A 19,120-nucleotide genomic window follows, 5' to 3' on the forward strand; every position below is an offset into this window, starting at 1 on the left:
GGGTAACGTCCTTCATCAACGGAATGAAGGACCAAACTCAGTTCAAAACCATGGGTAACGTCCTTCATCAACGGAATGAAGGACCAAACTCAGTTGAAAACCACGGGTAACGTCCTTCATCAAGTAGATGAAGGACCTAGCGCAGTCGAAAACTGTTAAGTCCATATTTTTGTGCGGAACGTGTCCACAGTGATTTTCAGTTTGTAAAAAAGAGTTCGAATTTACATTGAGGGGCACCCGGAGAGCATGCGAATGTGTTCTGGGAGGACCAATTAATCTTGGTAGCTTTGGCGGTATTATACCAGGACTTAGTAGACAGCATCCATGAAAAGGTTGGGTATTGTTAAAAATATGTTTGTGAGCTTAGCCAGGCTTGTGCGCAGTTTGGTCTACTTTTTTAAACACAACCTACCTTTTCTCCGCTATATATCCACTTCTGTGTTTTTTTGGTAAAATACTTTTATATTAATAAAGGTGATGATAGATTATGAACAAAATGGCAGTCTGGGAAAATCTAAAATCCTACGGCACGGAATTTTTAGAAATTTCAACTTCAGATATGTTGTCGAGAGTAAATAGTACAGTTATTTCTATGGAAAATGATTCTCCTTACAAAATCGACTACACTATAGAATTAAATGATTGGTTCACTAAAAATCTACTTATAGAAATACCTAACACAGGAAAATCCCTTTACCTTGAAACTAACTCTGATCGACAATGGTTTGACCAAAAAGGGAGCGAAATCACAGAACTTTACGGAGCAATAGACATCGACATTTCCTGTACTCCTTTTACTAACTCTTTGCCAATCAATCGGACAAAGTGGATATTAAACGAACCTCAGATTTTCAAAATGGTTTTTATTACAATCCCTGAATTGACCTTTAAGAAAGTAGAACAAATCTATACGCTTATTGAAGAGGGAAATGATAATCGAGTGTTCCATTATAAGAGTGGTTCATTTGAGTCTATGATCAAAGTAAATCGTGATGGTTTAGTAATTAATTATCCAAAACTATTCAAACGAAAGTATTAACCTCCTAGCTCAGATACGTCCGAGCTTTATACTTTTCTATCATTTTGTTTCTTATCCTTGATAAGCATTAATAAAATGTAAAATCTATCAATAAACGAAAGGAGAGGTTTTAGCTTGCAACGATACACCGTAATGAAAAGTCATATATCTAACTACCCTGACCCAATACTCTTAAAAAAAGAACAAGAAGTTTTATATTGTAAAGAAGATACCCAATTTCCTAATTGGATTTTTTGTAAATCAATTGTTACACATAAAGAAGGGTGGGTTCCAAAGCAGTTATTAACTAAGCCAAATAAATTTGGAATAGCAATCGTCACTAAAGATTATTCAGCTCATGAACTAACTACTATTCCGGGCGAAATATTATTTGGTTTGGAACATTTAAATGAATGGACATACTGTAAAAGAAAAAATGGTGAAGCAGGCTGGGTTCCTACTTTTTGTTTATCCGAAATATAAATATGAAAATATTAATCAGGGGAAATGTCTGATTAATATTTTCATACCCCCTCCTAATTCAACTCTTTGCTTATTTCCATAATTTACTTTATATCCTTTCTCCAAGTAACAAAATGGTGTATATTACTTTTAGAATGTAAAAACACAATTCGGTTGGTAGTCCGAATGCATCCATTTTTGATGTCAGTAACCTTCCCCTCCTCGGGATGTCCATCATTCTAATTTATATAGAGGGGGGACCTATCATGAAATTAACCATTTATTACGATGGCCAATTTTATGTAGGACTTATAGAAATCGTGTCCAATAATACCTTGAAAGCTTACCGACATATCTTTGGTAATGAACCAAAAGATCAAGAAGTTCTTGACTTTGTCAATCGGGACTTACTACTCTTAATCCAGAAACATAAACAGGCGGGAGTCTCTATTGATAAAAATTTCAAAAAGAAAATTAATCCCAAAAGACTTCAAAGATCTGTTTCTAAAGAGTTAAAACAACCTTTCTTTTCATCAAAAGCTCAAGAGGCAATAAAGAAAGAATATGAGCAAAGAAAAAAAGTGCAATCAACAAAGATCAAACAACTTAGAGAAGAGCAAAAACAACATAAAAGAGAGATTAAATTACAAAAAGCAAAGAGAAAGCATAGAAGTAAATAGGATTTAGATTTCAAGATAACTAACAATTCCGGTTGTTAGTTATTTTTTTACTTCTGGCAATCCAGCTAATATACATAGTTTAATTAACATTTCGGGAAAAGTAGCCAAGTGTGCTTCCCTTTATTCACTCTATACATTTCAAACCTCCAACTGTAAAATATTTCTAAGAGGTGAACAAGATGAAAAAGTTTCTTGGCTTTTCTTTATTGGTACTATTAGTTATTTTTTTATTAATGGACAGGAAGGCTCTGTTCTAATAATTTGTTATGCTGCCATTTTCATATACAATGCCGATTTAGCTATTATTGATTTTCGAAATAAAAACGTTTGGCTTTCTGGATTTCACTTTGCACTTACTGTTGGATTCTTATACCTCTTTATTACAGCTTTATTCTAGGAAACATAAAAATTGTGACAACTTACCATCAAATTAACTTTTTAATTCTCTTCTCTAACTTTAATTCTTTCACAACAAGCTTTTGAGTTTTAATGTAGCATTGATCTTCATGGTGTCTCTTTTAAAGCTTTAGGCTCATAAAGTTCGAATCGAAATGAACCGTTTATTGCTTTGATAATTTAGTAAAGCTCTGTACAAAAAACTCCCGAAAATTACGTTCCGCCACGGACATATAGCGCCCTTTAAGCCATGCGATTTGATAGGTGCGCTGACAAATAGGATTATCAATATGTACGACATGAAAGGACTTCTCTATTTTTTCAATTAAGGTTTCCGGCATAAAAGCAATACCAATTCCCATACGGATGAAGTGACCTACTGCAGAATGTTCGTCGACTTCACATATAATATTCGGAGAAAATCCTGCTTTTTGGCAAAATTCATCCGTCATTTCGCGGAATGGATTCCCTTGCTTTATACAAATAAAAGGATCATCAGCCACTTCACTTAAGTCTATGCTGCTCCGATTAGCCAATCGATGGGTGTGAGGAACAGCTAGTAAGATTTTTTCAGCGAGAAAGGACAATCCCTCTATCCCATTCTGCTCAATGGGAGGGAAAGTGATGCAAAAATCAATCTCTCCATTTCGAAGCTGTTGTACCTTTTCGCTCTCTGAAGCTTGGGTGATTTGTAGTTTAACATCAGGGTGCAAAGATATAAAAGAACCTATTACATCAGAAAAGCATTTATGAGTCGTTGTTGCTAAAAATACACGCCCTTTTTCCAGTTCCGCAAGATCTTCAACTTCTCTTCTGCCCTCTTCAAGCAACATGAGTGCCATTTCTACTTTCTTCAGATACACTTTTCCGAATGAGTTGAGTCGAATGTTTCTTCCTTTACGATCAAATAACGGCACACCCAAATCCTCTTCCAATCTAGCGATGGTTTTGCTGAGAGCAGGCTGCGCGATGCGAAGCTCTTGCGCTGCCTTCGTCATATGCTCCAATTTAGCGACTTTTAGAAAATAGTGCAGCTGCAGCAGTTCCATGCTCATCACTCCTTTAATTCATATACTTGAGTATATATAGAGATATATTAATATGTCTTTTTATTTATTAATAATCAATTATAGAATAAAGCATATAAGCAATAAAAGCTTGCAAAGATTTTTGAGGATTATCGAATAACTGCCCCCAGTATTGGGGGAGAGAGGAAGTGTAACCTTTGAAACTAAACCATATCAATCTAACGGTCACTGACGTTAACGCTGCTCGAGAGTTCTTGGAGAAATATTTCGACCTTCAAACCAAGAGCACACATGGCGATACATTCGCTGTACTGTTAGACGAAGATGGATTATTGCTCGCTTTGATGAAAGGTACTCAGGTTAGTTACCCGAAGTCCTTTCATATAGGTTTTTCGCAGGAGAGCGAAGAACGGGTGAACGAGATCTATCAACACTTGAAGAATGATGGATTTGATGTAAAACCGCCAAGAAGGGCTCATCGCTGGACATTTTACGTTAAAGCCCCGGGTGGATTTACCATCGAGATTCTTAGTTAAATGAAGCCTTTAAATGATCATTCAATAGCAAAACATGTCAATTCGCAATCCAGAAATTATTATTTTAAAACAATGTGAAGGGACGATGATCTATGAATAAAGATCAGACGATTCAATCAAATAATCTTTTCAAGCAAGAAAAAGAACTTTTAAATTTTGCCTGTGTGGATAATAAAAAGTTTAATTACCTAATTCATACTCAAGTCCGCTCCACCATAAGCTGGAACCCCTATCCATTAAGGAGGGAAACAGCATGAAAGCAGCTGCCATTTCTATTTCTGGTCCGCCAAACGTTTTGAAAATAATGGAATTTGATAATCCTCATGCTGGTACAGGGCAAGTTCGGGTTCGTGTAAAGACTGCTGGAATCCAGCCGTTTGACTTGGCGGTACGTAGTAGTGGATGGACACCCCCCGGTTTGGATGTGCGGTATCCACAGATTCTCGGTAATGAGTTCGCAGGAATTATTGATCAAGTCGGAGATGAAGTCACAGGCTTCTCTGTCGGCAATGAAGTAATTGGATGGGCATTACTGGCCTGCTATGCAGAATATGTGGTGGTTCGTGTTGACCAAATTGTGCATAAGCCGCATAGCATGCCTTGGGAGGAGGCTGGTGTAATAACAGCCTCTGGTCAAACCGCTCACACCGCGTTACAGGAACTTGGCGTTAACAAAGCAGACACCATATTGATTCATGCTGCAGCTGGTGGAGTTGGGACATTTGCAGTACAACTGGCCTCTGCATGGGGAGCAACTGTTATCGGCACCGCCAGTGACCGCAACCACGATTACCTTCGAACGCTCGGTGCGATTCCCGTCACTTATGGAGACGATCTTGTCGACAGAGTCCGCTCTCTAGCACCCAATGGCGTGGATGCAGCCTTCGATGCCGCAGGAGACGACGCTCTGCACGCATCGCTGCAACTTGTCGAAAACAAGGATCGAATCGGCACAATTGTTGCGTTCGACCTTGCAGAGGAACTTGGTGTTCGCCCTATACGTAGCCAAAGGTCCATTGATCGTCTTGCTGAGCTAGTAGAATTATATTCACAAGGGAAATTGCAGATCCATATCAGGAAAGTATTTCCGCTACACCAAGCAGCAGACGCCCACCGGGAAATCGAGAGTGGCCACGGCCGAGGAAAAGTGGTTCTTACAGTTGGCTAATGCGTGTTACGGAAATGAATTTAGTGCATTTTTGAAGTGGCCTCCCGCTAATTGGCCTCCTTTTATTTTATCCTTTATCATCCTTACACTTTCTAAACAAGGCTAGACTAGTTTAAAGGAAACATCCATTCCAGTTATACCTAACTCTATAATGAGTCGTGTGCAGCACTTGTTATAATTCCAAGCTGAATTCACAATCGCACGCTAGTTGAATTCAGCCTCTAAAATTGTAAGTATAACGTATGAACGAAGGATTTTATCAGTACTCGACTATTTTTGGCAAAACAATTCTTTTATATAAATGAACGGTAATAAGATAATATACTATATAAACGATCAGAAAAATAACAATTGGCAACCAGATTCTATAATAGGGATCATGTAAAATAAATCCAAAAATGTTCATTCCTATTAATACATGGGACATACCTATAATGGCTGGGACTAAAAATACGATGAATAACTCTTTATAGATGGACTTAGATAATAGCTCCCGACGGACTCCGATTTTACGAAGCATTTTATACCGGGTCATATCTGTTGTTGCCTCAGATAGAATTTTAAACATTAAACAACTTGCCATCATTGCTAAGAATGCAAATCCTAAAAAGAATCCCATAAATACTATCCCGCTCGCAACCGAATAGAATCCATAATAGATTTTATATTTACTTAGTATTTCATCAGCCTTGACATCTTTATATTTTGTTAACTGCCATTCGTCAAGCTTCTTCCACTCTTTTGTATACCTTACAAAATCATCTGTTTTGCCGGTAAAAATAATGCCTGCTATTCCTTGTATCTCTTGATACATTTTTAAATCTATAATTTTTATAGGCTTATTAAAAACATCTATATAAATAGGCTGCATATTTCTTAAAGCATCTTCCCATTCATCCGGGATTATCTTAGTATTTTGCTTATTTTCTTGACTATAAGCTGAAACAGAGCCTACTGAAAGAGTTTCAGAAACACGTTTTAATTTATCCGTATTTTCCTCTCCGTTCCAAACATAAGTGAATGGGGGGTTTTTTTCCAGATCTTCTTTAACATAATAAAAGAAATGATCATCTGCTTTATAACGGTATTCACCTTTTTCTTTAAAAGAAATACTATCTAATACTTCCATTTCTTTCGTCGTTGGGTTATTAATAACGGTATCATATATTTGGAAATGATCTGTAGATTTCATCACATTGTTTTTGAAGGCCATGCCGCCTGAAATGGCTCCTGCCCCAAGAGCAATTAGCATGGCTACCGTAGCAAGTACTTTTGTTAAACCGTTGATTCTAAAATTTAATTGTGCAAGTGTAAAGGCATTTAGCCCTCTTTCGTTGAGTGATTTATTCTCCTTTAGCTTCTTAACAAACAGTGGAAAAAGTGCTTCAAAAACCAAATACGTTCCTGCAGTTGTCGAAAGCATGGCGATCATGATTCCAGATTCCTTCAATTGATCCATATAAACCATGGATGCATAGCCTATTCCTAACAAAATAAGCGAGAAAAGGGCAACTATACCAGTCATTTTTCCTTTAATAATGATAGAATCAGCGTAAGTATCTCCGTGAACAAGCTGCAGAATTGAAATTCGTGATAATTTTATACTATTCATAACGGCGGATAATAAAAATAACAAACAGAAGAAAATACAAGTAACTGTCATCGATGGAATGTATAATGCCTGATAGCCATGTGCAGTAAAATCAAGCTGCTCCATTAGCAGCTTTCCAATTCCTTGTGCAAGTCCTGAGCCTACTATTATCCCAATCACCAGTGACGCTGCCCCGATCAAGGCCGTTTCCATAAACACAAGAAGGGAAATTTTATTTCTTTTCGCTCCTAATGTCATGTACATACCAAACTCTTTTTGCCGAAGAGACAACAAGAAGGAATTCGCATAAAAAACATAGAAAAATGTAATCATCGCAAGTAAGACGGAACCTGTTTGAAAAACATATCCGATTGACTTAATTGTTGCATTTGCTTCAAGAAATGCCTTATTAAGAGCTAATGTTTGAAACATATAAAAAATAGCAATGGACATAACTAGACCAACAAGTAAAATAATGTAATCTTTTAGCTTACTTTTTAGCCCTATTATGGAAAGTTTGAATATCATCATGAACCTCCTTGTGCTGTTTGGGTACCTAAGTTTGCAAGTTCCTCTAAAATTTCTTTATAAAACGCTTCACGTGTCCCATTGCGGTAAATTTCTTTATATAATTCTCCGTCACGGATAAGTAAAATACGCCGACAATAACTTGCACAAAATGAATCATGGGTAACCATTAAAATCGATACACCTTGTTTTTCATTTAAATACGCCATCGAATGTAAAAGGCTTGATGCGTTTTTTGAATCAAGCGCTCCAGTCGGTTCATCTGCTAAAATAATGGCTGGTTCATGGACAATTGCACGTGCTGCCGCCGTACGCTGCTTTTGTCCACCGGAAACCTCAGCTGGATATTTTGCAAGAATCGCTGAAATTCCTAACATCCCTGCTACCTTTTCCACTTTTGAACCAATCTTTCCTGAAGAGACCCCTTGAAGTGAGAGTGGCAATGAAATATTTTCATAAATAGTTAGATTCTCAAGTAAGTTGAAGTCTTGAAATATAAACCCTAGCTTTTGAGACCGGAAGTCAGCTAGTTCACTTTGTTTCATTATTGTTATATCCGTGCCGTTAATTTCAACAGTACCATTTGTCGCTTTATCAAGTGTTGAAATGACATTTAGTAGTGTTGTTTTTCCAGAACCAGATGGTCCCATAATTCCAACAAATTCACCATCTTGAATGGAGAAGGATAATCCTTTTAATGCATGTGTTTGGTTTTCTCTTTTTTTGCCGTATATTTTTTCTACATTTTTAACATGAACAACTGGTTTCTTCATATACTTCCATCCTCCATCAAGTTACTTTTTTTCAAGCGATTCCCTCGCCTTTTCAGGCACTTCCTTTCCTGCTACTATCTCGTAATCAAAAACATATTTGCCTTTTACATGGACTTTCAAATAACTATCTTTGGGGAATTCTTTGACAGAAGATGTTACTTTGATTTCTCCTACCTTTCCTAACTCATCTGCCCCATCTAACATGTACATATATCTATGCTTAAAATTAGGATCGATTTTTCCCTTTTTATTTACAAGTACAAATACATCTTTTTCTTTAAGAAACGGATTGAATCTATCCCGATTTTCCTCTCCAATAAGAAATAATACGCCAATCCAAATAATAACTACTACAAGAGTTCCAAGTAGCCATTTCTTCATCTTCTTTTTCCACCTTTCTTTAATTAATGAAATTTTTGAATATATCCCTGAAACAACTTAAGATAATCCAAAGTATAAAGTGTGTTTCTTAATAAAAAATGGAGAAATTTCTTAAGGTTTTCTTAACATCCAAAGAGTAACCATTTATTTTGCAAAAAAAGACCCTTACAAAGTAGGGGCCCTTGGAAAAACATCTTATTTCTGAAGATTCTGATTTGTGGTAAGGATTATTATTCTGGTAATATTGGTACTGAGATCATATAAATGAATGGGGATTTACTATGTATAATAAAAATCGTTTATCCAAACAACAGTTTATACCAATTATATTAGGCGCAAGTATTGGTGTATATAGCACCGCTCGATCTTTCCATGAAGCTTATGGTGTAATTTCAATTAGTATTTGCAGACATTTAACTGGTCAAATAAATCATTCGAAAATAATTGAACCCATCATTGAAAGCAGAATGGAGGACTAAGAAGTATTTTTTCAATGTTTACAGAGAATCACAGATGACTTCCCTAATTCCCCAAAAATAATTATTGGCAGTGATGAATGGCACGTAGAGATGATTGTAAATTTAAAAGGTGTACTGGATAAAAGTTGGATCATTCCGTATACAGATAATGAGAAATTACAAAAGGTAATCGATAAAACAAATTTTTATAAGCTTTGTGACGAATTAGGGGTTGATTATCCAAAATATCTATCCTTAAAAAGCAGTCAATTATTAGACAATGATCTACCATTTTCATTTCCGATTGTAATAAAACCAACCAGTCGAGTCATCTATGAGTCTTTGAGGTTTCATGGAAAAAAGAAAGTATTTATAGCACAAGATAGACATGAATTAGATGAGATTATTTCATTATTAAGGAAAGCTGGTTATCATGAGAATTTAGTTATTCAGGAGTATGTTCCAGGTGATGATACAGCCATGCATATTTTGACTCTTTATATTGCACAAGATGGTCAAACTAAGTTGGCTGCTTTTGGACAAACCTTATTAGAAGATCATACTCCTGGTGGGATAGGTAATCCATTAGCCATCAGGACATTCCATAATGATGAGGTTGTTAAACAAGCTGAAAAACTCGTGCAGCATGTCAGTTACATTGGTTTTGCTAATTTTGACTTAAAATATGACCAACGTGACGGAAAGTATAAGTTTTTTGAGCTGAATCCGCGTTTGGGGAGAAGTAATTATTACATAACAGCAACAGGACATAACCCAACAGAATTTTATATAAATGAATATCTGAATCAAAGGAAGCTTACTTCCACTTTGGTCGAAAAAGAAGTATTATACTCTGTCGTACCAAAAAAACTTTTATTAAGTTATATTAGAGAAGTACATTTAAAGAGGAGAATAAAAAGACTATATTCTAATCGCCTCGTAAAGAACCCGATGTATTATTTTTCAGTTGAAAAAAATATAAAAAGGTTATTTTATATTGTTGCATCTACATTTAATTATTATAGAAAATTTAAGAAATATCCTCCCCAATAGGTAGATGTAAATAAAAAATGATTTTTGAATAAAAATCCTGTAATTAAGAGTCGCGTATCAAGAAAATGAGACATGGAAAAACACCCCCTAAATCGTATTTAGTTAGAAACTAATCGATATTTCTGGAGGGTGTTTTTATACAGGAACAATCGTGCATTATTCATCAGAGATTATAATAAAAGCAATTGAAACGAAGAAAAATGTGAGACCTTGCTTCTCCCATTTTCTTATCGAGACACGGTTTTAAATTCACCTTGTGCCATCAGCATTTTTTCATTAATATATACATCCGGTTGTTTAACTACTCCATCAATATGCACGCCTGCCGATATCGTTCCACCGAATGTATTATTGCTGCCAAAGGCAACATGAATCGTTCCATAAACTTTTTCATCTTCGAGGACTACGCCAGTAATACGTGCTTTATTATTTGTGCCTACTCCAAATTCCCCAAGTAATCGGCCATCGGCATCACCTAATATTTCCAGTAATTTTGTACCCGCTTCTCCCTCAGCATCAACAATTCTTCCATTTTCGATAGTTAGCAGTACTGGCGATTGTAATTTTCCAATCCCCGCAATGGATCCGTCAATTACAATTTGCCCGTTTGCAGTTCCTTCTATTGGAGCGATGTATGCTTCTCCTGATGGCAGATTTCCTGACTCACCAGCATGTAAATACATCCCCGTACTAGGAATTCCATTTCTTCCTGATATAGAGAAAGAGAGTGTGTAACCATCTTTTTCAATCCTTACCCTTTCCCCTTCTGTAAGGAGATCCGTCACTCGTTCTGTAATTATTTTCACTTCTGAATAATCAGCGGAGATGGCTCCCTCTACAAACATATCTTCTGTAATACCTGGTATTGTCGCTAAACGGGTACCTGAAGCAGCAGCCTTTTTTCTTGCGTCTGTATGGGTTAAGGAATGCTCTGTAATACATACAACAACATCGGATTGCCTCATTGCAGCTGCAACTGCTTCTGGCGGCTCTTCACCTGATTTTTTTCTTTCTTTCATCATGATTAGCATGGATTCTGACCCGAGCAGCTTTCCGGCTTCAAACAAAGATTCAGCTAGTTCCTTTTTCACCTCATCTGTCACAACAAGAAAAGATTCATCTTTCTTAAGGCCCAGGCATTTCGTTAATACATTCTTACTGATATCAATTAATTGTGCTTTCATTTTTATCATCCTCTTTAAATCATTTCTGAAGTTAATTTTGCCATTATCGCATTAGATAAAATGACTGGTAATCCTGTTTTTATTGAAATCACTTTACGTGTCTCTTCGGTGTATCCCATACAATCCAGCAAAATGATATCCACATTATCTTTTAACTTTTCTGCAGCGTCAGCATAGCCTGCTTTGTCTTGATGATAGGGTGAAGCTACAGCGAAAAAAGGCTCTAAGCCAAAAGGAGAAAATTTTGGATAGAGTGTTTCCATTTGCTCATGCAGAGGAACGATCACTCCAAACCGGCGGTCACCAACTAGTGCCTTTACCGTCGGTGGGATAATATGATCCGGTTCGATCAGATGAGATGACGATGTTGTAAGTCCTGGGAAAACACCTGTACATAAAAGGAGAATTTGCTCAATTCCTTGCCTTTCAAGATAAGCAATTTTCTCTTGCAAAATGGGTTTAATTTTTTCACGAGACATAATAACTGATTCATTCGTAACTAAACGGGAGGTTAATACATAATCATCCTTCTCAGGCGATAAATACTGCTCAATATACTCTTTCGACATTCCATCCAAAACACCTACCTGTACTAATTCCGCACGTCCATCCAAATATTTTTCAATAATTGGAGCTATATCTGTACGTGGTGCCTGTCCGATCGTGATCATTCCTAACTTTTTCATCTTCTACACCCCTTAGAATAGAAAAAGGGGGGCATCGCCCCCCTATTTATTGCTGAGCAGATTTTTGCCCTAATGTTTGCAACACTTTCATTGAACCGTATAATTCTGTTATTCGTTTAAATTCATCCTTGCTGTAAAATTCACAAGTTCCATTTGTCGCTTCTTTAGCCACCTCAACCGCAAAACGCACGGCATCAGCGATGTCTGTTTCATGACTTGCCCCCGTCCCGCATCCAGGAACAATTGACTGAGCTGTAATGGCTACGCCAACGACAGGCGAATCTGTAGCAACTGCTGGCTGTAGGATTGAATTAATATGATAAACACCATTGCCATATGGTGTGATGTCTTGAGTTGTTATAGGGAAGGTAACAGGCAATTGACCTGTTGACATCTCCATAATTCTCAGCAGGTCATCGCTTACGCGCAGAATGTACCCTTCCTTAACAGTTGGAGAAATCGCAATTCCTTTATGATTGACCACACGATTGCCTTTCGTTGTATCGATAGATAAAATGACTTCCATTTCAGGGAGTACTTCATGTTTATTCATTGTTAAAATATCTACTGGTGAGTCCATGAAATCGACAGGATCATGCGGAAGTGTCGGCGCATTTGGACAGATATGGGTGGTAACCAATACATCTCCAAGCAGTGTATCCCCTTTTATTTGCATATCTGCTAGCTTCAGGGCTGAAGCTGTTTCCCCCCCCAAACCTAAACGAATATCTTTCCAATCATTCATAAATGGAGTTAAGATCTCTTTCCAGGTTAAAGGCTTTTCTAATGGATTCTGTTCTTGTCCTAAATCTTGTGAAGCTAGCAATAAAATATATTTATCCCCTTGTCTGTGAACGTGCGACTTAACATGTACTTTTTGAGACTCTTGATTAATTAGAAGGCTTACTTTATCGATAAATGAGCTTATGGTTTCACTTTCTGACTCAACTATCGCTACTTCCCACTTTAATTCGGGCTTAAATCCTAATTGGTTTCCTTTATTTATGATTACTTGTTTGGATAAGGGAAGGCCGCTCAAAAGCTCATCAATGAAATCCCCTCGTATTTTTTTCTCCGTTTCCATAGCAGTCTTTCTTCTCATTAATTCCAAAGAAAAAACGAGTCTTGCCTATTCCACACATATGATCTCTAATTCATCTAAATTTTCCTTTTTTATAAAAAGCCTTCCTTCTAATTGTTTATCTACTGTAATATTCCAAAAACTTGTATTTAAAGTTAGTTTATCGGATGTATCAGCTGGGGATGATACAATGGTTTCTCCCGTTTTATCTACTAACCAGATCGACGATTTAAGCAATCCGGCTACATTATCAGCGACCGTCTGGATGCCTTGGTTTTCTAATACTAAAGTTGTCAGATTCTTGTAAATCTCTTCTGATCTTCGAAGTAGAGAACCTTGTTTATCAATAATCTGTTCCATAACGGCATTAGTAATATCCATATATGGAATATTATTTGGAAGCTGGATGATAGGTAAATGATAATTATTGCTCATTTGAAGCATTTCAATTGGCATATCGTGTAAAAACCTTTCAGGTTTTATCGCTAATGCAGCTGCTTCAGCTTCAGCCAATTGTTCCACCAGTTTAGGCAGTAAAGTTGGATCATGGCGAATGGAATAAGCTGTTGTTAGCAGTAACTCCCCTTCTCTTAGCCACCCGCTAACATCGGGTACTTCCATAATATCTACAAACCGGACAATACGATTTAATCCTTTTTCTCCACTTATAACCTTGGCATCTTTTAAAACGGGAAGACGGAGTAATTCAGACAATGTAACACCCGTAGGGTTCATCCTTCTCACCTTTTTCATTTTTAAATAATACATCATTATTCTAATTTTCATAGTATTAATATTTTAAAATAGTTTAACACGTTAAAAGGAATAAAAATATAAATAATACCTTGCACTTCTCTGTTCTAATATTTTATAATAATTAATTTATATTTATTTTCTATCAGCAACCTCTATTTGATTAGGCTAAAATAAATAAAACAGGCCCATTTCGAGTGAATGGGCCTGACGAAGATTACTTAATTAAGAGCATCTTCATTTTCTTCTTCGCTTTTATCTGGATCTTTTTTATCTTTGCTGTCGTCTTTCTTATCTTCTTCTTTCTTCTTTTTCTCATTAATATACAGCTTGCCATCAGCAACTTTACGTGTTTCGTTGCCAAATTCATCCGTAACTTTCACTTCAATTTCAGCACCAGGTGCTTTTACATTTGAAGTGGCTGTATAGTAACCTACATAATGTCCTGGAGCAGTTTCCATCATTGGAAGCTCCGTGGCATTAGCAATATCACCAGCATTGGTTAAAGGCATTCTAATGGCAAAGGTTGCTTTCAATCCAGGTGCACTATCAAACTCAATTTTTACAGACTCACCCTTCTTCAATTCTTTATCCTCGGTTGGAAGAAGGTTTTCAATGGCAGGAGCGGTGTAAACGGCATGAATGGTTACTGTTTTCTCAGCTTTGTTTCCAGCTTTATCCTGAGCTACCACAGTAATAATGTTTTCTCCTTCATTTAAAAGGATACGAAGTGAAAACTTTCCATCAGTAATTTTGGCATCTTGCCCATTTACTTTAACAGATTCTAGATTCTCATCAGAAACCGTTCCTTCCACAGTGACTGTTTCTTTGTTCGTTTGCGATTTATCTTCTGGTGAGATAATTTCTAGTTCCGGACTTGTTTGGTCAAAAATGATTTTTACAGGACTAGAAGCATCCGTTGATCCTAAGTCTGTAGTAACTTTTGCCGTTAGGATATTCTCGCCTTCTGTCAATGAAACCTCTGCAGAGAAGGTGCCTGATGCTGTTGCTTCTGTTGTAGCAATTTCTTCACCTTTATTGTAGATCTTAACAGTTGCTGCAGGTGAAGTTGTACCTTCTACTTTCACTGTACCTTCTTTCGTATAGTCTCCGTCTTTTGGAGAGGTAATAACCGGTGCTGTTACTTCATAATTGACAGTGGAACGGATCATATAATTTCCTTCCTCTGCTGGAGAAGGAGTCCAAGCTCCACCGACCAGCTGCCAGCTCCGCTTCGCATTTGGTCCATTTTCATCTGTTGCTAAGCCTGGAGAACTTGTATTAATTCCACTTTGAATATAAACCATGTAGAAGTCACCGTTTACCATGATTCCGTGCTCGCTTAAATCTACATGTGTCCATTCACCATTTCTTAGAGCAGTTGCATCAAATGGGCCTGCTAATTTTTTCCCAGGGGCTCCATCTGGACCGCTTGCATCATAGACTTCAACCTTGAATGCAGTACCGCCTGGAACCGGCCATTCAGTATCCCAGAAACGGAATAATCCTCCAGTAACCATCGCACTTTCATGTCCTTTGTCTAGAGACATTTTTACTGCCCAGCCATTGCCTGCATCATAGAATGCACGTGCATTTTCGGCTGTTCCGTCATCATAGCCAATTTCGCCAGGGAAGCCGATAAATGGCTTTAACTGTACATTTTGTTCAATTGAGCCTTCGCTAATTGTAATCTCGATTTCTTGACTATAGTATGAAGGTGCCATTACTTTTAATGTATACGTACCTTCATAAGCGGTTAATGAATATTCGCCGTTTGCATTTGTTCCTACTGGCTGAACAGCTGCATCTTCAACTAAAAGAAGCGTTGCGTTTGAAATTGGCTCGCCCGTTGCTTCGTTTGTAACAGTTCCAGTAACAGTTCCTTGAGGGATCTCTTCAAGGACAAAGTTAGCCGTAACTTCACCATCCTGCGGAATATTTACCGTCTGAGATTGTGAGCGATAGCCATATGCCTCTGCCCGGGCAGTAAAGTTTCCAGAAGCATGTGTAAATTCATATGTTCCATCTTGAGGTTTAGTGAAAACGGATCTGCCAGATTCTAAAATACTTACCTCTGCTGTTAATGGAAGAAGTGCAGGTGCAGGCTGTTTTTGGCTGCCTTCATCCTTCACGATCGTATCCTTCTTAGGTACAATTTTGTTTGGATCGACTTTTTCATCCTTTAATGTGACTTTAGAGTCATCTTTGGCAGTATCTGGTTTTGCTATACCAAGACCAGCTTTATTAGATGCCTGAAGAGGTGTACTTGCAAGCTTAACATCATCAATGTACCAGCCTGGTCTAACGACTGAACCATCGGTTGTCACATTAAAACCTACATAAATTCTTTGGCCAGCATATTCGCTTAAATCTACTTCGCCGTTAATCCAATCTGCTGTGATGTCATTCACGCGAAGCTTTTGCGTCCAGTTCTCCATGTCAGTAGAGACGAAGACATGGCCAAAATCATAGTTTCTTTCAAGGTTATGCCATTGCTTAAATTGTAAGAATGCGTTACCTTCTGGAAGATCGATTGGCGGCATTACTAAAGTCATGTTTGCTCTGACGTCATAGTTCCCTGCAAGGTTTGTAGCAAAGACCTTTTCACCAGATGCTGCCTTGTTCGGTCCAGAGGTCGGCACTCCCCATTGCCAGCTGTTATTTTCCCCGTATGATGTCCAGCCAATTGGTTCTGATTCAAAATCTTGAGAATAGCCGACAGTGATTCCAGGCTTAACAGAAACTTGGTACGTATCTGTTACAACTTCGTTTCCACCGAAATCATTGATTTTCCATTTGTATGATACAGAAGGAACGGCAATGTCCTCACCAGGAATGGCTGCCGCATAGGTTCCATCTTGGTAATCTCCAGAAACTCTGCTTGCTTGGACAGTCGCCCAGCTGCCATCTGATTTTAAGTATTCGAGGACAACATTCAATACACTTACATTGTCAGTTGCCTTCAATTCTAGAGGCAGGTCCATCCCTGCGTATGTTTCCTGAGGTGCATTATGTTCAACTTGTGGTGCTTCATTATCATTTCCTTCCTTTGCCACTTGCCCTTTGACTTTTCCAAGGCCGGAAATAACAGAAGAAACTGCATCAAATGCATTTACGAGACCTGATCCAAAGCCATTATTTGGCGATGTAGGGTATGTTCCATTCGTTAACGGTGTAGCAGTTGTCATCAAAATTTCTTCGATTTCATCTACGGTTAAGCTAGAATCAACTTGACGAAGCAAAGCTGCAACTGCTGAAACATGGGGCCCTGCCATAGAAGTCCCATTCCAGCCGCCTTCATAGGTGCTTCCAGGGACAGATGAGCGAATATTTACACCTGGTGCAGAAATATCAGGCTTGATTTCTCCATATGGAGATGGGCCTTGAAGCGAGAAGCTTCCAAGTCCATTATTGATATCTGTTGCACCTGTTGCAAATGATTCTGGATAGTTAGCTGGGTTGGCAATCGAACCCGGTCCACCTGGATTTCCTACTCTTGTGTTTCCTGCTGAGAATTCTGGGAAGATTTCCGCAGCACGCCAAGCTTGAACCATTGGACGGTACCATTCATCAAGCCCTGGACCTCCACCCCATGAGTTATTAACCACATCCGGCGCTTTTTCAGGATGAGGATTTCCAGCAGCATCCTTTGGGGCTAGTATCCATTCGCCTGCAGCTAGTAGATCCCTATCTGACCCGCCACTCGCTGTAAATGCTTTAACGGCAATCCATTTCGCACCAGGAGCGACCCCGATTTGATTGGCACCATTTGGCTCACTTCCCACCATTGTCCCCGTTACATGTGTTCCATGACCTTGATCATCATACGCTGCTGCTCTTCCTGCAGTAGCATCAAACCAGTTGAATTCATGTGTAGGAGAATTTGGATTGGCTGGATTATAGCCGCGATATTTTTCTTTTAATGCTGGATGGTCCCACTGAACACCTGTATCAATGGAGGCTACAACTGTGCCTGAACCATCAATACCCATTTCCCAAACAGCTGGTGCGCCAACGCGTTCGATGTTCCATTCAATAGCATTTGTATTTGCCTTTGGTTCTTTTCCAAGCTGCATCGATGGCTTTTCTGCAACTTTTTCAGGAATATGAAGTTGTCTCATTTCGTTTGGAAGTACTTTCTCTACTTCAGGGAAGGCAGCAACTTGTTCCATAACATCTTTTGTTGCTGTAACTGCAATTGCATTGACAATGTAGAAGGATTGGATTTCTTTTGCTTTCCCTTCTTTTTCTTGCTTTTGGAGGAAGTCTGCTACAGAGCCTTGCGTTTCAATAGCTGTTGATCTAAGTGCTGAAAGGACTGCTGATCGCTTCATGTATTTTGCTTTCGCAGGAGTTAGGTTTTGATTTAATGCATTTTTTTCCGCTTTTTTTGCCGCAGCCGCAGGATCAGATTGCTCCTTAAATTTAATTAAAAATGTAACTTGATCCTGTTTATCGAATTGATCTTGTAATCGGCTGCTAATTTTGTTTTTGGTCGATTCTAGCGATGATTTCTTTAGAGAAGTGTGCGGTGAACTCTTTCCTTCTGCATGCCCCATATTTGGAAACATGAGTGGGAGAATTAAAAACGCGATCGACAGGATGGACAGCAAACGGAATCGTACTTTACTTTTTTTCCCCACAAAAATTCCTCCTCATCCATTTTTTAAATTGCAGTAATAAACACTTTTTCCTGTTAGAAAATAACCACCTCCTGTTTTGGGAAAGGACCCCTTGTTACAGAAACTTTAGCTAATAAAAAAAGAGAAAGTTGTCGAATAATCACGATGGAAAAGTGTACTTGATTAAAATGATAGGAACGTATGAGGAGTAAAATAGATATCTAGTCTAAAAGATTTAGTAATATATCATCCTGCTTAGCTGAAAATGCTCTTTTTCCTAAGAAAATCCCTTATTAGAGATTGGAACGATAAAAAAATGAGAAGAAGGGACGGAGGGGTATTTTTTCATAAAAGTCTTATGGTTAAAATGAAAGAGAGCTTTAGACTCTACGCCTTTTGACCCAACAAAAAATTCAGTAGAAAAAGTTAAAAAGAAATAGGTAAAAAGATATGTAACTTCTTTGAAAATAAAAAATAATGCGTTGGAGAACAAAAGTAACAGACTTAAAGAATTAGTTACAAAAATTAATGAAAAATGTATCTAATTTCCCGTATTTCTATCTTCTACAGGAAAATAGTTATATATTTTTATTCCTTCATTCATATAAGGAAAAAAGGTACTGGAAACTATTTCTAATGATTGATATTGTAGACAATATTACATAAGAAATACGAATAGCACCAGTTCACCCTTATCTATAAAATTAGACAAGCTCACGAAA

General features: G+C 37.8%; 16 protein-coding genes. 7 read left to right on the plus strand and 9 right to left on the minus strand.

Features of this window, described 5'->3' with window-relative positions; genetic code table 11:
- Positions 1 to 487 precede the first annotated feature (487 nt).
- The 3 genes from RUH74_RS20585 (at position 488) to RUH74_RS20595 (ending at position 2,160) form a co-directional block, all read left to right on the plus strand.
- On the plus strand, positions 488 to 1,039 hold the full coding sequence (locus RUH74_RS20585) for a putative glycolipid-binding domain-containing protein (RefSeq protein ID WP_313803483.1): 552 nt from the start codon (positions 488 to 490) through the stop codon (positions 1,037 to 1,039).
- A 132-nt stretch (positions 1,040 to 1,171) separates the two neighbouring features.
- Positions 1,172 to 1,501: an SH3 domain-containing protein gene (locus tag RUH74_RS20590; protein WP_313803485.1), complete on the plus strand. Its 330-nt coding sequence runs from the start codon at positions 1,172 to 1,174 to the stop codon at positions 1,499 to 1,501.
- Between the two features lie 245 nt (positions 1,502 to 1,746).
- Positions 1,747 to 2,160 (plus strand): YjdF family protein, encoded by a 414-nt coding sequence (locus tag RUH74_RS20595; protein WP_313803487.1) that lies wholly within the window; start codon positions 1,747 to 1,749, stop codon positions 2,158 to 2,160.
- A 560-nt stretch (positions 2,161 to 2,720) separates the two neighbouring features.
- On the opposite strand, the gene RUH74_RS20600 is transcribed toward RUH74_RS20595, so the two are convergent.
- Positions 2,721 to 3,605, minus strand: coding sequence for a LysR family transcriptional regulator (locus RUH74_RS20600; protein WP_313803489.1), 885 nt, complete (start codon positions 3,603 to 3,605; stop codon positions 2,721 to 2,723).
- Positions 3,606 to 3,781: 176 nt separating this feature from the next.
- Between RUH74_RS20600 and RUH74_RS20605 the strand changes: the two genes are divergently transcribed.
- Positions 3,782 to 4,120, plus strand: a complete 339-nt coding sequence (locus RUH74_RS20605) for a VOC family protein (protein WP_313803491.1) — start codon at positions 3,782 to 3,784, stop codon at positions 4,118 to 4,120.
- A 253-nt stretch (positions 4,121 to 4,373) separates the two neighbouring features.
- The gene (locus RUH74_RS20610) at positions 4,374 to 5,288 is read left to right on the plus strand and encodes an NADP-dependent oxidoreductase (protein WP_313803493.1); all 915 of its coding nucleotides are present in this window, start codon (positions 4,374 to 4,376) and stop codon (positions 5,286 to 5,288) included.
- Between the two features lie 259 nt (positions 5,289 to 5,547).
- Here RUH74_RS20610 and RUH74_RS20615 read toward each other — a convergent pair whose 3' ends face one another.
- Genes RUH74_RS20615 through RUH74_RS20625 form a run of 3 tightly spaced genes read right to left on the minus strand, consistent with a single transcriptional unit; the run spans position 5,548 to position 8,561 of the window.
- The gene (locus tag RUH74_RS20615; RefSeq protein WP_313803549.1) at positions 5,548 to 7,407 is read right to left on the minus strand and encodes an ABC transporter permease; all 1,860 of its coding nucleotides are present in this window, start codon (positions 7,405 to 7,407) and stop codon (positions 5,548 to 5,550) included.
- Positions 7,407 to 8,180 carry an ABC transporter ATP-binding protein gene (locus RUH74_RS20620; protein ID WP_313803495.1) on the minus strand — a complete coding sequence of 258 codons (774 nt, stop codon included), beginning with the start codon at positions 8,178 to 8,180 and terminating at the stop codon, positions 7,407 to 7,409. Before RUH74_RS20620 ends, RUH74_RS20615 begins: the two co-directional genes overlap by 1 nt.
- 21 nt (positions 8,181 to 8,201) lie before the next feature.
- Positions 8,202 to 8,561, minus strand: coding sequence for a YxeA family protein (locus RUH74_RS20625; RefSeq protein WP_313803498.1), 360 nt, complete (start codon positions 8,559 to 8,561; stop codon positions 8,202 to 8,204).
- A 281-nt stretch (positions 8,562 to 8,842) separates the two neighbouring features.
- Here RUH74_RS20625 and RUH74_RS20630 point away from each other — a divergent pair, with 281 nt between their 5' ends.
- Positions 8,843 to 9,040, plus strand: a complete 198-nt coding sequence (locus RUH74_RS20630; protein ID WP_313803501.1) for a hypothetical protein — start codon at positions 8,843 to 8,845, stop codon at positions 9,038 to 9,040.
- 90 nt (positions 9,041 to 9,130) lie between these two features.
- Positions 9,131 to 10,072 carry a carboxylate--amine ligase gene (locus RUH74_RS20635; RefSeq protein WP_313803504.1) on the plus strand — a complete coding sequence of 314 codons (942 nt, stop codon included), beginning with the start codon at positions 9,131 to 9,133 and terminating at the stop codon, positions 10,070 to 10,072.
- A gap of 227 nt (positions 10,073 to 10,299) precedes the next feature.
- Here RUH74_RS20635 and RUH74_RS20640 read toward each other — a convergent pair whose 3' ends face one another.
- The 5 genes from RUH74_RS20640 to RUH74_RS20660 form a co-directional block, all read right to left on the minus strand.
- On the minus strand, positions 10,300 to 11,256 hold the full coding sequence (locus RUH74_RS20640; protein ID WP_313803507.1) for an aminopeptidase: 957 nt from the start codon (positions 11,254 to 11,256) through the stop codon (positions 10,300 to 10,302).
- Between the two features lie 14 nt (positions 11,257 to 11,270).
- The gene (locus tag RUH74_RS20645) at positions 11,271 to 11,942 is read right to left on the minus strand and encodes an AroM family protein (protein WP_313803510.1); all 672 of its coding nucleotides are present in this window, start codon (positions 11,940 to 11,942) and stop codon (positions 11,271 to 11,273) included.
- Between the two features lie 46 nt (positions 11,943 to 11,988).
- A complete protein-coding gene (locus RUH74_RS20650; RefSeq protein ID WP_313803513.1) occupies positions 11,989 to 13,026 on the minus strand; it encodes a DUF1177 domain-containing protein in 1,038 nt (345 codons plus the stop codon).
- A 45-nt stretch (positions 13,027 to 13,071) separates the two neighbouring features.
- A complete protein-coding gene (locus RUH74_RS20655; protein ID WP_313803516.1) occupies positions 13,072 to 13,758 on the minus strand; it encodes a PucR family transcriptional regulator ligand-binding domain-containing protein in 687 nt (228 codons plus the stop codon).
- A 239-nt stretch (positions 13,759 to 13,997) separates the two neighbouring features.
- Entirely contained in the window at positions 13,998 to 18,347 is a 4,350-nt protein-coding gene (locus RUH74_RS20660; protein WP_313803552.1) for a S8 family serine peptidase, read from the minus strand.
- Between the last annotated feature and the right edge of the window lie 773 nt (positions 18,348 to 19,120).

The sequence above is a fragment of the Cytobacillus sp. genome (assembly GCF_032154635.1).
Classification (GTDB): domain Bacteria; phylum Bacillota; class Bacilli; order Bacillales; family Cytobacillaceae; genus Cytobacillus.

Bases quoted from the DNA above. Each gene is read 5' to 3' on its own strand.
- RUH74_RS20585 (WP_313803483.1), top strand. From the start codon at position 488: ATGAACAAAATGGCAGTCTGGGAAAATCTAAAATCCTACGGCACGGAA.
- RUH74_RS20590 (WP_313803485.1), top strand. From the start codon at position 1,172: ATGAAAAGTCATATATCTAACTACCCTGACCCAATACTCTTAAAAAAA.
- RUH74_RS20595 (WP_313803487.1), top strand. From the start codon at position 1,747: ATGAAATTAACCATTTATTACGATGGCCAATTTTATGTAGGACTTATA.
- RUH74_RS20600 (WP_313803489.1), bottom strand. From the start codon at position 3,605: ATGGAACTGCTGCAGCTGCACTATTTTCTAAAAGTCGCTAAATTGGAG.
- RUH74_RS20610 (WP_313803493.1), top strand. From the start codon at position 4,374: ATGAAAGCAGCTGCCATTTCTATTTCTGGTCCGCCAAACGTTTTGAAA.
- RUH74_RS20615 (WP_313803549.1), bottom strand. From the start codon at position 7,407: ATGATATTCAAACTTTCCATAATAGGGCTAAAAAGTAAGCTAAAAGAT.
- RUH74_RS20620 (WP_313803495.1), bottom strand. From the start codon at position 8,180: ATGAAGAAACCAGTTGTTCATGTTAAAAATGTAGAAAAAATATACGGC.
- RUH74_RS20625 (WP_313803498.1), bottom strand. From the start codon at position 8,561: ATGAAGAAATGGCTACTTGGAACTCTTGTAGTAGTTATTATTTGGATT.
- RUH74_RS20630 (WP_313803501.1), top strand. From the start codon at position 8,843: ATGTATAATAAAAATCGTTTATCCAAACAACAGTTTATACCAATTATA.
- RUH74_RS20635 (WP_313803504.1), top strand. From the start codon at position 9,131: ATGATTGTAAATTTAAAAGGTGTACTGGATAAAAGTTGGATCATTCCG.
- RUH74_RS20640 (WP_313803507.1), bottom strand. From the start codon at position 11,256: ATGAAAGCACAATTAATTGATATCAGTAAGAATGTATTAACGAAATGC.
- RUH74_RS20645 (WP_313803510.1), bottom strand. From the start codon at position 11,942: ATGAAAAAGTTAGGAATGATCACGATCGGACAGGCACCACGTACAGAT.
- RUH74_RS20650 (WP_313803513.1), bottom strand. From the start codon at position 13,026: ATGGAAACGGAGAAAAAAATACGAGGGGATTTCATTGATGAGCTTTTG.
- RUH74_RS20655 (WP_313803516.1), bottom strand. From the start codon at position 13,758: ATGAACCCTACGGGTGTTACATTGTCTGAATTACTCCGTCTTCCCGTT.
- RUH74_RS20660 (WP_313803552.1), bottom strand. From the start codon at position 18,347: ATGTTTCCAAATATGGGGCATGCAGAAGGAAAGAGTTCACCGCACACT.